At 49.0% G+C, this 12,898-nt stretch carries 13 protein-coding genes; 4 read left to right on the top strand and 9 right to left on the bottom strand.

Features of this window, described 5'->3' with window-relative positions; genetic code table 11:
* Positions 1-335: 335 nt before the first annotated feature.
* Complete coding sequence (locus H6G89_RS00940; protein ID WP_190503252.1) at positions 336-1,073, top strand: hypothetical protein; 738 nt, start codon at positions 336-338, stop codon at positions 1,071-1,073.
* 324 nt (positions 1,074-1,397) lie between these two features.
* On the opposite strand, the gene H6G89_RS00935 is transcribed toward H6G89_RS00940, so the two are convergent.
* Positions 1,398-2,162: a hypothetical protein gene (locus H6G89_RS00935; protein ID WP_190503250.1), complete on the bottom strand. Its 765-nt coding sequence runs from the start codon at positions 2,160-2,162 to the stop codon at positions 1,398-1,400.
* Positions 2,163-2,375: 213 nt separating this feature from the next.
* On the opposite strand from H6G89_RS00935, the gene H6G89_RS00930 reads away from it, so the two are divergent.
* Positions 2,376-2,786, top strand: coding sequence for a hypothetical protein (locus H6G89_RS00930; protein ID WP_190503248.1), 411 nt, complete (start codon positions 2,376-2,378; stop codon positions 2,784-2,786).
* On the opposite strand, the gene H6G89_RS00925 is transcribed toward H6G89_RS00930, so the two are convergent.
* The 7 genes from H6G89_RS00925 to petB all read right to left on the bottom strand — a co-directional run bounded on the left by H6G89_RS00925 (position 2,783) and on the right by petB (position 8,828).
* Positions 2,783-3,163 (bottom strand): hypothetical protein, encoded by a 381-nt coding sequence (locus tag H6G89_RS00925; RefSeq protein ID WP_190503246.1) that lies wholly within the window; start codon positions 3,161-3,163, stop codon positions 2,783-2,785. The genes H6G89_RS00930 and H6G89_RS00925 overlap by 4 nt on opposite strands.
* A 109-nt stretch (positions 3,164-3,272) precedes the next feature.
* Positions 3,273-4,454: a glycosyltransferase family 4 protein gene (locus H6G89_RS00920; protein ID WP_190503243.1), complete on the bottom strand. Its 1,182-nt coding sequence runs from the start codon at positions 4,452-4,454 to the stop codon at positions 3,273-3,275.
* The gene (locus H6G89_RS00915; RefSeq protein WP_190503241.1) at positions 4,454-5,449 is read right to left on the bottom strand and encodes a GDP-mannose 4,6-dehydratase; all 996 of its coding nucleotides are present in this window, start codon (positions 5,447-5,449) and stop codon (positions 4,454-4,456) included. Before H6G89_RS00915 ends, H6G89_RS00920 begins: the two co-directional genes overlap by 1 nt.
* 98 nt (positions 5,450-5,547) lie before the next feature.
* Entirely contained in the window at positions 5,548-6,705 is a 1,158-nt protein-coding gene (locus H6G89_RS00910; RefSeq protein WP_190503239.1) for a glycosyltransferase, read from the bottom strand.
* Positions 6,706-6,876: 171 nt separating this feature from the next.
* Positions 6,877-7,329: an ATP-binding protein gene (locus H6G89_RS00905; RefSeq protein ID WP_190503237.1), complete on the bottom strand. Its 453-nt coding sequence runs from the start codon at positions 7,327-7,329 to the stop codon at positions 6,877-6,879.
* A gap of 217 nt (positions 7,330-7,546) precedes the next feature.
* Positions 7,547-8,029: a cytochrome b6-f complex subunit IV gene (gene petD / locus H6G89_RS00900; protein WP_190503235.1), complete on the bottom strand. Its 483-nt coding sequence runs from the start codon at positions 8,027-8,029 to the stop codon at positions 7,547-7,549.
* Positions 8,030-8,159: 130 nt separating this feature from the next.
* Positions 8,160-8,828 carry a cytochrome b6 gene (petB, locus tag H6G89_RS00895; RefSeq protein ID WP_190503233.1) on the bottom strand — a complete coding sequence of 223 codons (669 nt, stop codon included), beginning with the start codon at positions 8,826-8,828 and terminating at the stop codon, positions 8,160-8,162.
* A gap of 335 nt (positions 8,829-9,163) precedes the next feature.
* Between petB and ctpA the strand changes: the two genes are divergently transcribed.
* Positions 9,164-10,408 carry a carboxyl-terminal processing protease CtpA gene (gene ctpA, locus H6G89_RS00890; RefSeq protein WP_190503231.1) on the top strand — a complete coding sequence of 415 codons (1,245 nt, stop codon included), beginning with the start codon at positions 9,164-9,166 and terminating at the stop codon, positions 10,406-10,408.
* A 68-nt stretch (positions 10,409-10,476) separates the two neighbouring features.
* Here ctpA and H6G89_RS00885 read toward each other — a convergent pair whose 3' ends face one another.
* Positions 10,477-10,746 carry a hypothetical protein gene (locus H6G89_RS00885; protein WP_190503229.1) on the bottom strand — a complete coding sequence of 90 codons (270 nt, stop codon included), beginning with the start codon at positions 10,744-10,746 and terminating at the stop codon, positions 10,477-10,479.
* Between the two features lie 226 nt (positions 10,747-10,972).
* Between H6G89_RS00885 and H6G89_RS00880 the strand changes: the two genes are divergently transcribed.
* A complete protein-coding gene (locus H6G89_RS00880; protein ID WP_190503227.1) occupies positions 10,973-12,523 on the top strand; it encodes a NupC/NupG family nucleoside CNT transporter in 1,551 nt (516 codons plus the stop codon).
* The last annotated feature ends 375 nt before the right edge of the window (positions 12,524-12,898 follow it).

Raw genomic sequence — 12,898 nt, 5'->3', positions numbered from 1 at the left:
GAAAAAAGAAGAAAGAAGGGAAAAGAATGACGGCTCGTGAGCCTCGCCGAACGAGGGCTGAGGGATAAAAGTCAAGATTGGATAGAAGGAGAGATGGGTTGTGGTTTCTGCTAAAGCCAAATGGTAGACGGTTTTAAGGTGAGTCCTCGCCACCCAATTCAAACCCGACATCACAATCCGATCTTTTCTAATTTTCTCAGACTGCCAAGCCAAACCCAAATCTCTATTCTGAATATGTAGGTGATGAACCTGCCGAATTAAGAGAAGCGATCGAATCTATTTCTCGTAATTTGCAACTCAGGACTCATCAACTTTTCATATTTAAGGAGAAACTCATGGCTGAAGAAAATCTTGGCCTCATTCGGTTGAATAGACCAGCAATAACGAGAAATGGCGTTCTTCCAGGTATTTCTCAAACCCGACAAGACACTTATGCGTTCAGGACAGGCACCGACACTGCAAACGTGAATGTATCAGTATCGTTTTCCAACGGAGGCAGTACTTCGCTCGCGCTCTTTCGAGACAACAATTCCAACGGTCGGCTCGACAGCGTTGATAGCTTTCTGTCACCAGGAACCACTGGTACCACCTTTCTCTCATTAAATAAGTCACTTAGTCAGGGTAACTTTATCGCCAGGGTTCAAGGCATTAGCAGTAGTAATATGCCCTACACCTTTCGGATTAGCCGTTCCTCTTCGGGTCGTGCCAATTCCCTAACTACGCCAGAGATTCAACTGGGTACGATCGCGCAGGATTTGCGACGGGCTAATCATGTTAACGACAACGACACAGCTGACAATTTTGCCTTCACGCTAGATAGCAACTCCAGCCTCGATATTAACGTTAGAGAACGGGGCAATAAAAAAGGCGATGTCAACATCCGTGTGGTGCAAGACCTCAATAGTGACGGTGTTGTTAACCGAGGCGATCGCGTTGTTCAGGGTGTCAGCCCTAACGATGGCAACACTGACACCATCAGTGGACTCAAGGGGGCAGGTGATTACATTCTCCAAGTTTGTCAAAGCCAGGGGAATACGCGGTTTCTAGCTACCTTTGATCACTCGGTTGCTTAACTGAGGGGTGGGGCGATCGCCCCATCAGCAAAGCCCATCAATAAAGCTCACTAAAAAGCCGGACTTCTTGGAAAAGTTCCAGCTTCCTCGCCCTAGTGCAGCGTCAAATTCAAAATAGCGAGTCAAGCGACACGGGGTATGGGAGACACGGTGAAAGGCAGGCGATGCTTAATCTCCATGTCTTTCCCTCCCTGTGTCTCCGGGTCAGATTGACCCAAAAATTCAGCACTGATAAACCCCTAGTTTGAGCAACTCAAGAACTTGAAAGAGAAGCTAAATACTGTAGAGCAGCAATCCAGCAACTTGAGGCAGATAATAGGTGAGCTAACTCCTGCTCGTGGGTGAAGCGACTGTGCAGCCATAGTCTGAGAGAGCTTGAGATACCTGTGGTACAAGCGATTCGGGTAGCTCAGCGGGCAATGCTGGTGGTGATATTGCTGCGACCGTGCGAGTGGTGCCCTGATCGTCCATGATACTCATAAATAGGACTGGATAAGCTTCACCCACGCCATATCGCGCCAATGCTGTGGCTGACCCCACCGATCGCACCTGACTACTCCGCAAATGCCCGTCTTGCACTGTGGCGATCGAAACCGAGAGGATCTGCTCACTAATCATATCCTTGCCATATTCACCCGTAGCCTCATTCAAAATCTGGAGGCTCCATTCGGGTTTAAACTCCAACACGCAAACTTGCCCTGGGGTGTTGGAGGGAAAAATAGTCACAGAATACGGGTAAGCTTCATCGTTTTGCCAAAACCCCACAAATGTAGCGATATCAGGGTTGATCGCCCCCCACTGCTCCCGATAAGCCTGAAGTGCCTCTGAGAAGGGGGGTGGAGCGGGTGTTTTATCGAGCCCAGCCAAGCCAAACCAGGTGTCAATACCCACTGTAAGTTGGGTCTGTAGCGTTTCAATCTCAGACTCGGACAAGCGGGGCAACACGGGTTCGGTAACAATGGGCAGCGGAGATGGATCTGCCACTGTTTCTAGCTCTTGTGTTGAGTTTGAGGGATCTGAGGCATAGCTCAGGTCACACGCCAGGAAACTGATGGAAAGTAGGCTGAGACTGATAGCAACTCGTAACATATTGACTTTTATAGAATGAGATTTATCGTTGAAGGCAGAAAGCAGAAGTCGAAGATGGGTATTTCTCTTCTCCCCTTTTATCCTTTATCTTTTAGCCTTTGGCTTTTCCCGTTCCCTCTCATGACGCTCCGGGAAGTGGCACAGATGCACATCTTTCTAAAATTGGCAACGATAGTATATTAAGTAACAAAGATTATTTAAGAGATGGAGAGTATGAAGTCTCGTCGTTTTTGGGCTATTATTCCTGCTGCGCTGACAATGGCATTGGCGATCGCCACTTCTGCTCATGCCGATACAGTGCAAACCCCTCTCCAGTCTGCGGTTGTCGTCACTGGAAACTCTGGTGGTTCTCAATCGAGTTCCTGTGGATTTATCTCTGGTACGCCTAGTCAGGTTGTCGTCGTTAGCCAACCCACTCCGCTGCGTTTTGTGGTTGAAAGTCAGGGGCAACCTACACTGCTGATCACAGGGGCAGGTCAAAACCGTTGTGCAATGGCTGATGCTTATTCAGGGGGTATGGTTCAAATCCCTGGTGTGCTGAATCCGGGGACTTATTCTGTGTTCGTGGGCGATCGCGCTCAGGGTAGCCATCCCTACACGTTGCGTATCACGCAAGGTAACTAGTCCTCAATTTGTTGGGCTGACACTTCTACCGCTTCAACATCCACAGTACCAGGTGGAGTGAGGCGGTGGAGGTGTCCTTTTTCGACTTTGAGCGGTTCGCTGCAATTGGGGCAGCGAAGCTGAGTGCCGTTGATGCCTGCCAACTCAAAGTGGCAAACGGGACAGGGTTGTTCAACCAGGTTGCGCTTAAGCCACCAGCGAAAGCCTAAGAAGCCGAGAATCGGCGCAATGATGATGAAACCAATCACAATAAAAAAGGACTTGACCAGCCATCCTAAGCCGATCGAACCGAGGAGCCATGCGATCGCCATTAGAGTGAGCCAAAAGCTTAAACCTGACAGGTTCAATTGCCAGTTTCTGTAACTGTTTTGGTTCATAGCAATCTCCTACACGGTTCAAGGAAGCAAAGTCTTAAGGACCATCCATTACTGGGATCATACCAATTAGATCGGCTTCTGTGCTGACCTGGTATAAACACTAACAATCCTAAGACATAAATAGCTGTTTCAACTGGTTCATAAAGGCATCTCGACCAAAGGATGCTATGGCTTGTTGACGTAGCCAGATGCCATTACTTCGGCAGGGGTTTGTCTGGTCAGAAGGATCGGCAACAGCAGCAGTGCTTAATTCCTGCAAGATTTCAATACATGCCTGAGCTACTGCATCGGGGTCACGACGGGGCACACGCCAGCCTAATTTCCCATCCTGTAGGGGTTCGGCTGATCCGTCGGCATCTCCTGCCAGGACAGGCTTGCCACACGCCATCGCCTCCAAATAAACGATACCAAATCCCTCCTGAGAAGGCATAACGTAAACATCTGCCAGACGGTAGTGCTCAACTAAATCATCGGTTGCCACAAAACCCGCAAATACGACGCGATCGCTCACACCCAGATCCGCTGCCAGTTTTGCCAATCGTGGTTGATCGTCGCCTCGACCGATGATCAGATATTTCACCTTTGGAAAGACTTGGGCGATCGCAGGAAGAGCTTGAATGGTGACATCGACCCCTTTGTAAGCATCTCCTGACCACAACCGAGCCACCGTCATGAGAACGGTCGCCCCAGCCAACCCATATTTCGCAATCCAGCCCTCAGACTTTGTCCCAGGGGTAAAGCGATCGCCATCCACCATGCAAGGCATGACACGAAATAATTGCGGGTCAAGCTGGTTTGCTACGCAGGCTTGGTCGCGACTATAGCGGCTAATAGTCCAAATGGCCTTTGCCTGTTGTAGAGCACGACGAGTGGCTGATGGGAGTGGTGCCCATACTTCTTTGCCATAGGTGAAGACGGTGTAGGGAATCCCCGATGGTTGACACAGCATTTGCACCAGAGGGGCAAGCTTGACGTGACCACAGAAGACCTGCTGGGGACGATGTTTGAGCAAGTGTAGGAACAGGGCGATCGCCAACCGAATTCGATCTAGCTTGGCTGACTTTCCCCTGAGGTAATGAAATTGAAAGATGGGTGATGACTCAAACGGGTTGTCGCAATCCTGGCTATCTCGCAGCAAAAAAACATCAACTGGGGGTTGATGCTTCAGGGCGGTATATCCCTGCAACACATCCTTGACATAGGACTGGATGCCGCCTTCACTACTAAAAATTTCTAGAAATACAAAGACGTAGCGCGACTGAGTAGAGGGATGGCTTTCAGAATGTGACATTAGGGTTGCTGAGGAACAGCGGGGGCGATGAGTCCTGATCTCAAACGGTCTAAATCGGTTAACACCATTTCTTCAATCAACTTAGCAAAGGTCATTTGAGGCTGCCACCCTAAATCACGCTTTGCTTTGGCTGGATTAGCAACCAATTGAAAGTGCTCGTCTGAACGGATGAATTTTGAGTCAATTGAGACATATCGAGTCCAGTCTAGATCTAAACAGCCAAATGCAGTTTCAACTAAATTCTGGACGCTGTGCAATTGACCTGTGCCAATAACGTAATCCTCTGGTGTATTGGTCTGCAACATCCGCCATATGGCTTCTACATAATCGCCAGCGTACCCCCAATCGCGTTTTGCCTGGAGGTTGCCCATTTCCAGGCGATCGCTCAACCCTAGCTTAATCGACGCCGCGGCGAGGGACACCTTACGAGTGACAAAGTTGGGGAGGCGTAAGGGTGATTCATGGTTATATAAAATGCCACTGCAAGCAAATAAGCCATACCGTTGCCGATGATGCACCATCATCCAGTGGGCGTGGAGTTTGGCAGCGGCGTAGGGATTCATCGGACGAAAAGGGGTGTTTTCATCCTGCGGAGCGTGATCGACCTGCCCAAACATTTCAGAGCTACTCGCTTCAAACACGCGAGTTGTCAGCCCCAACTGGTGAATGGCCGCCAGCAGACGGGTCGCACTGCCCGTAATCAAGTCGAGGGTGCCAAGGGGGTCATTCCACGAGTCAGGTACGAAACTGGGAGCCGCCAGGTTATAGATTTCGTCAGGGCGGAACTGCTCTACCACCTCTAACAGGGCTACTGCATCGGTTAACGCAACTGGATAAATTTCGATCTGCTCAATCAAGTTACCCAGCTTGACGATATTATTTCGGCGTTGAGGAGCAACTAAGCCAATAACGCGATATCCCTTCTCCAATAGCAAACGACTCAAATAATATCCATCTTGTCCCGTAATCCCTGTAATTAAAGCCGTTCTGATCATGATTAAGCTCTAGGTCCATTACTCCTGTAACTGCCTGCTCTTCAACGTTTTACTGATTCAACGTTTTACTGGGGAATGGTAGAAGCTCCGAGAAAAGCCTACGGTCTTTGAAAAAACTTTTCTAAATGGTCTGCCAGTCGTTGCTTAAAGCGATCGCGCCCATAGACGTCAATCATCTTTTGGCGCAACGCTTCGGGTTGATACATTAAAGGATTGGGATACTGTTTCTGCAAAATTTGGGTGATGGTTTGAGCGATCGCCTTCGCGTCATCCGGGTCTACCAGTGCGCCCAACTCACCGTGACACAGTGCATCAATTGCGCCATCCTGATTTCCTCCCAATACGGGTTTGCCACACGCCATTGCCTCTAAATAGACGATTCCAAATCCCTCCAGTTTACTGGGCATCGCAAAGATGTCGCAGAGATTGTAGTAGTCGCCCAGTTCCTCATCGGGGACAAATCCCGCGAGAGTGACACAATCCTGAAGTTGCTGTTGGGCGATCGATTGCTCTAACCGGGGGCGATCGTCTCCTTTGCCAACGATGAGGAACCGTACATCCGGTAATGTCTGGCGAATCAGCGGCATTGCCTCCAAGACCTTGTCGTAACCACGATAGGTTTCGCTAGCGGAGAGCCGATTGACTGTCAGAATCACGGGTTGATCAGGCTTGAGGTGATAGCGTTCCAGCAGGTGAGCGGGTTTTGGTTTGATAGCAAAGCGACTGGTATCAAAGGTATTGGGTTGCAGTGTTACTTTTGCTGAGTCAAGATTTTGCTCCTTTAAAAGGCGATCGCGCGTGTAGTTGCTCACCGACAAAATCTGATCGGCTGCATGTAGAGCCGCTTTCATAGACGATTTCTGGATGTTCCAGGCTTCTACTCCATGAGCGATCGCCCAGTAGGGAATGCCCGTTAACCGCTTCAGCAAATGTGCTGCTGGCAGGTAGTTGAGGTGAGTCGTGATCACCAAGTCTGGACGTTGCAACACGCCACTGGCGACCAACTGTGCGGCAAATAGAGGAGTGCGCACCGACGCAGGATATTTCCCAGCGAAATGCAACCTGGTGTGAGGAGAAAAGGTGCGATCGCGGGGATAGCGGGTATCGTTCTTAAGAAAAACGTTGTAATGAAGATTGGGATAAAGTGCCTGAATTGTCTCTAACAAAAAGCCTGAATAAACTTGGATTCCACCCTTAAACTCAAAAATATCGGGAACCCAGAGATGAATTTGGGCAGCTTTAGAAGCAGATGGCATAGGGAGTGATCAAGCTAAGGTTGGCGCAGAGTCAATCGATGATGCGAAGCAGTCTCCCAAGAGGTAATCGCAATCAATGAATCCATCTTGCCCCTAGCCGCGCAGATTAGAACTTGCGCCAGCTTAACTTAATATTTTTGAGGTGTCGAGTCTTTGAGTGGGAACAGAGAGTCAAGAGGTGACTTGAGGTTGACAGGGTTGCTTGACTCGATGTTTGACAATCAGCAAGCAATTTCGACCATCCGCACTGCGATCATAGACAACTTGATCCGCCAAACGTCTCAACAAAAACCAACCATATCCCCCTTTTCGTAATGTTCCTGGCTTTGGCTCTTCGAGTAGATCAGGGTTAAAGGGCTGACCTTGATCCCAAATACGGATCTCAATGCGTTCCTCCCACAATGCCAAATCAATATCAATTGTTGTTTCTGAGGGAAGCTCATGATGAGCATGGCGCACTGCATTCGTAAAGCCTTCTGCTAGTGCCAGGTTAAGAGGATAGAGTTGACTCTGCAACCAAAGGAGTTGGGAACTATTTTTTAAACAAAACAGCTTAAACCACTCCTGTACCTGATTGAGGACAGTCAAGTCACTCCTAACAGTTAAGTAGGCTCGCTCTAACATACACGTCGCCAGGATTTGACCCAACTGAAGGTACGTAAGATTAATACAAACATATGAGACGGGCAATCGTTATGCCTTGCTCAAAACCTTCGTCAATCGTAACGAGTAGTTGCCCCAGTGTCGTCAAAATTTAACCAATAAAAATTAACGCCCCTGTCGATATTCCAATGATGCACCAGCATACCTGGAAAACCAACACGGGCGTCGGCAAAGCAATCTAGAACAATCCTAACGTCAGAGACTTATCAATCGGGAAGGTTGCGCCGATTCCAAGCCAAAGCGTTGCTGCGGTTCCAATCAAGAAGACGGTAGTAGCAACAGGGCGACGGAAGGGATTCTGGAACTTGTTAACGTTCTCAATGAAGGGAACCAACATTAAACCCAGAGGAATAGCCGTTTGTAATGCAATCCCTAACAACTTGTTGGGAACGATCCGAAGAATCTGGAAAGCAGGGTACAAATACCACTCTGGCAGAATCTCTAGCGGAGTTGCAAAGGGGTTAGCAGGCTCACCAACCAGGGCAGGATCAAGAACTGCAAGCGATACGCAGCAGGCGATCGTGCCTAAGATAACAACTGGGAAGATATAGAGCAAGTCGTTGGGCCATGCGGGTTCACCGTAGTAGTTGTGTCCCATGCCCTTTTTGAGCTTTTCGCGTAAAACTGGATCGCTCAGATCCGGCTTTTTAATAGTTGCCATAATGTGCAGGTGTTCTCCTTAGCAACAGAAATCAAGATGGCGTTCAGGCTAGTGCTAGGTAGTAATTAAGCTAGTGTAGCGGGAATTAAACTATCCCGCACCTAGTCAAGGAACGAATTTTGGCGATCGCTTACAGGGGACCAGAGATGCCCTGCTTACGAATCATCAAGAAGTGCAACAGCATGAAGACGGCAATCAGCCAGGGCAACACAAAGGTGTGCAGGCTGTAGAAACGGGTCAGTGTAGATTGACCCACGCTTTGACCACCGCGCAACAGCTCTACCATGAAAGAACCGACAACGGGAATCGCTTCAGGTACACCGGAAACGATTTTGACCGCCCAATAGCCAACCTGATCCCAGGGCAGCGAATAGCCGGTTACACCAAACGACACAGTGATGACTGCCAGAATGACACCCGTCACCCAGGTCAACTCACGGGGCTTCTTGAAGCCGCCAGTGAGGTAAACCCGGAAAACGTGCAGAATCATCATCAACACCATCATGCTGGCAGACCAGCGGTGGATGGAGCGAATCAACCAACCGAAGTTGACGCTAGTCATCAAATACTGCACTGATTCAAATGCCTCAGTCACAGTGGGTTTGTAATAAAAAGTCATTGCAAACCCAGTGGCAAATTGGATGAGGAAGCAGGTCAGTGTGATCCCACCTAAACAGTAAAAAATGTTTACGTGAGGGGGAACATACTTGCTGGAGATATCATCAGCGAGTGCTTGAATCTCCAACCGCTCCTGGAACCACTGGTATGCTTTTGAATCAGTTACCTGCTTAGTAAACATGAAGCGAGAGTTCCAAAAAAATGTATTGCTGTCAATAAAAAATGTAACATAGCCTTTATCCACATTTCATAGTGAAGAACGTTAATTCATGGGCTGTTCGTATTCGGTTAGCTGCCCTGATCGATAGCGATCGCTCTATAGTCTCTGTTGGCTGACGATTTTAGTCTTAGCGGAACAATCTTGGATGCCTTGTGAGAAGGGCACTGTCAGGAAATGCCCCTCTTACAGCTAACTCATTTCACCCCTAATTTAGAAATGCTATAGATAATGTTTTAAAGCCGGAAATGAAGATTGGTGATGGCATTTAGTCTTTGCCGAAGTTTAAGATATGTAACATGACAAAGCGTTTTTTTCAGGTTGGGTTGTTGCTAATTGTGTCTGTGGTGTTGGTGCTGAACAGTTGGGTATCGGCAGCACACGCATTTACTGAGGAGCAAAAGCTGCTGAGTGAAGTTTGGCGAATTGTCGATCGCGCCTACATTGATGACACGTTTAACCACCAGAACTGGTGGTTTGTACGACAAAAGGCATTGCAGCAGAACTTGCAGAACCGAGAGCAGACTTACACTGCCATTCAAAAAATGTTGGCGAGTTTGGAGGATCCGTTTACTCGATTACTCAAGCCAGACCAATATCGCAGTTTGCAAACCAACACCTCTGGAGAACTCACGGGCGTTGGTTTACAGATTACGCAAGATCCGGAGACGGGTGAATTGCGAGTGATTGCACCGATCGATCACTCTCCGGCAGATGAAGCGGGAATTCAACCCCGCGATCGCATTCTTAAAATCAACGGCGTTTCAACCTTTGAATTTAGCTTAGATGAGGCTGCGGAGCGGATGCGTGGTCCCATTGGCAGTCAGGTGACACTCACCATCGCCCATGACGATGAAGCCCCTCAGGATGTCTTGTTAGTTCGCAACCGCATTACGCTCAATCCAGTTTACGCAGAGTTGCGTCCCCAGGCAGAAGGGGGTCGTGTAGGCTATATTCGGTTGACCCAATTTAACGCGAATGCGGCTCAGGAAGTGGCTCATGCTATCAGTCACCTTGAGGATGAGGGAGCTACAGCGTATGTGCTCGACCTCCGCAACAATCCGGGAGGGTTACTACAGGCTGGAATTGAGATTGCCCGCTTGTGGTTGGATGAAGGTACGGTGGTTTACACCGTTAACCGGGAAGGCATTCAGGATAGTTTTGTCGCCAATGGGCAAGCCCTCACCGACGATCCATTGGTTGTGTTGGTCAATCAAGGAACCGCCAGTGCCAGCGAAATTTTGGCGGGTGCTTTGCAGGATAACGACCGTGCTCAGCTAGTTGGCGAGAGAACCTTTGGTAAAGGGTTGATTCAATCGCTGTTTAACCTGTCTGATGGGTCGGGGTTGGCAGTGACGATCGCTAAGTATGAAACGCCCGACCACCATGACATTAATCGTCAAGGCATCATGCCCGATATTGTTATCCCGACAGAACCGATCAGTCGTGAGCAAATGGGAACGGCGATCGACTCACAGTATCAAGCAGCGTTGGCGGTGTTAACTCATCCAACAGTGGTGGCGTTAGAAAAGGACGAAAGATAAGGGCTAAAGGCTAAAGGATGAAGGATAAATCTACTGGTTTTTACCCTTCATCCTTTATCCTTATCCCTTTAATCTTCTCTCAACGTCTCTGGAGCATCTGGCTTGACTAAATCACTGGGGGGGCGATCGCTACTCCATGCCCACCAGACAGTACCACACTGGCATTCATAAAATTCTTGCCATTTGCGACGGTGATCCTCGGTGAAGACGGGCGATCGCCGATTAATCCAGACGCGATGTGACTCGGTGCAAAGCGAACGACAGGCGGGACAGCAAAACTCCCAGGCATGAACTGCCGATTGAGTCCAGGCGGGAGGAGTTGGATCAAATGCATCCATGCAGTAAGACTGAATGATGGCGGCTAATCACTATCCTACCTTCCAAAATTAGTGGATTGGGGGAATCTTGAGTTTTTCAGATGATTAGTACGTTAAGTTCTGGTAAAAGATAGGATTTTTAATCTAAATTCATGCGTTTAGTTGCACTAAACCCGTTATTTTTAGGTACTGTCTTGTATAAAATCCCGAATCAATATCCCCGGTCTGTCAGGGAGGACTGAATCTAATGCCATTGAACATCATTTCTTTTGTAGGCATTTTTGCGTTGTGCGCGATCGCCTGGTTCTTTTCAGAGAAGCGCGATTTGAGATATTTTCCCTGGCGTGTGGTGATCTGGGGAATTGTGTTGCAGTTAATCTTGGGGTTTCTGGTCTTCTGGTTTCCCCCGACCAAATTTATCCTGAATGGATTTAGTCAACTGCTCAACAGTGTTTTTGCTGCAACCGATGTGGGGGCAAATTTTGTATTTGGGCATGTGTTGGTTCCCACGCCGTTGAATCCTCCACGTAATCCGATTGATCCTGTTTTAGGACCACTAGCCGGAATATTTGCCTTTCGAGTATTGCCTGCGGTCATTTTCTTTGGCGGACTGATGGCACTGCTTTACAACATCGGAGTGATTCAGCCTGTTGTTAATTTCTTTGCAAAAATCTTTTACTCATTCATGCGTCTGAGTGGAGCGGAATCTCTCAGCGGTGCAGCCAACATTTTTGTTGGTATTGAAGCCGCGATCGTTGTCAAACCTTTTCTGCCCAAAATGACGCGCAGTGAATTATGCGCCATTTTAGCCTGCTGTTTTGGGACGGCTGCTTCCTCCACGCTAGCGATTTATGTGGGTGCGCTGAGGGATGTTTTTCCAAATATCCTGGTGCATCTTGTATCCGCATCGATCATTGCAATTCCTGCCTGTTTTGTCCTGTCCAAGATTCTCGTGCCAGAAACGGAGATTCCGCTGACGGCGGGTGGCATTCCCGCAGAAGAGGAAGCCGTTGTGGAGCGTGACGAACAGGGGGTGTCTAAGGAAACCGTTGGTGGAGAAGTGATTGAGCGCGTTAGCCCAGTGGATGCAGCGATTTTGGGCACCATCGACGGGATGAAAATGGCGGTAACGATCGCCGCTGTCCTAATTTTCATTGTGGGCTTTGTCTCTCTGATCAACCAACTCTTTCTAGCATTAGCAGGGCTGCAAAATTCAGGTGTCATGGTTTTGCAAGCGGTTGGGCGATTCTTTAGCATCGTTACGCTGGAAAACATCTTGGGAGCCTTGTTCTTGCCGCTGACGGTGCTGACCGGGGTTTCATTAGATTGGAACGAGTTGTGGCAATCGTCGGTGTTGATTGGTAGTCGTCTACTGAAAACGGCAATTCCCTCCTACATCCAGTTGGGGCAACTGGCAGGACAGGGAGCTATGAGCGATCGCGCCATTTTGATCAACAGCTATGCCCTTTCTGGGTTTGCTCACCTGGCATCGGTTGGTATTTTTGTCGGTGGCACGATCGCCCTGATTCCTTCGCGCCGCAAGGATATTTCGGAACTCGGATGGAAGGCTCTGTTTATCGGTACGCTTGCCACGATCATGATTGCCTGTGTGGCAGGGGTGTTTGACACGGGCGACCCCAGTATCTTGGGCGAGCCTCCCGCACAGACAACTCCGGCGAATCCTCCCAGTGCTGCTCCTGCCAGTCCGGGTGCTGCTCCTGCCAGTCCGGGTGCTGCTCCTGTTGGCCCAGGTGCGCCTCCGGTGAGTCCTACGCCAGCAGCCACGACAACTCCTTAGGGAAGGTTCAACGAATTTTTTTGCAAAATTGTCTAACTGCCCGCACCCTAAATTCCTCTCCCAGAGTGGACTATCGTGTTTACGCATCTCTGTTTGTTCAATGAGACGCTTGGTTGCTTCAGCGAGTTTGGAAAACCAGGCATTGGGGGATTCTCCCCCAAACCCCCGTTTGGGGGACGCCACTGCCTCCCCCAAACCCCCTAGCAGAAGGTGTTTCGGTGAATCCAAAGGCGCGCTTCGCATCAGTTCCAAGTACGGGTGCTTCTGCTCTGGCTAGTGAAATGTAGGCAAAGCTAAAGGTGAAAAGTAGCAGTAGCCGGCAAATCTATCTTTTATCCTTTATCCCTTATCTTTTATCCTTTATCCTTTATCCTT

The organism is Oscillatoria sp. FACHB-1407, assembly GCF_014697545.1.
In the GTDB taxonomy this organism is placed as follows: domain Bacteria; phylum Cyanobacteriota; class Cyanobacteriia; order Elainellales; family Elainellaceae; genus FACHB-1407.
The sequence above is the reverse complement of the archived record's forward strand: the minus strand, read 5'-3'. Positions and strand labels throughout refer to the sequence as shown.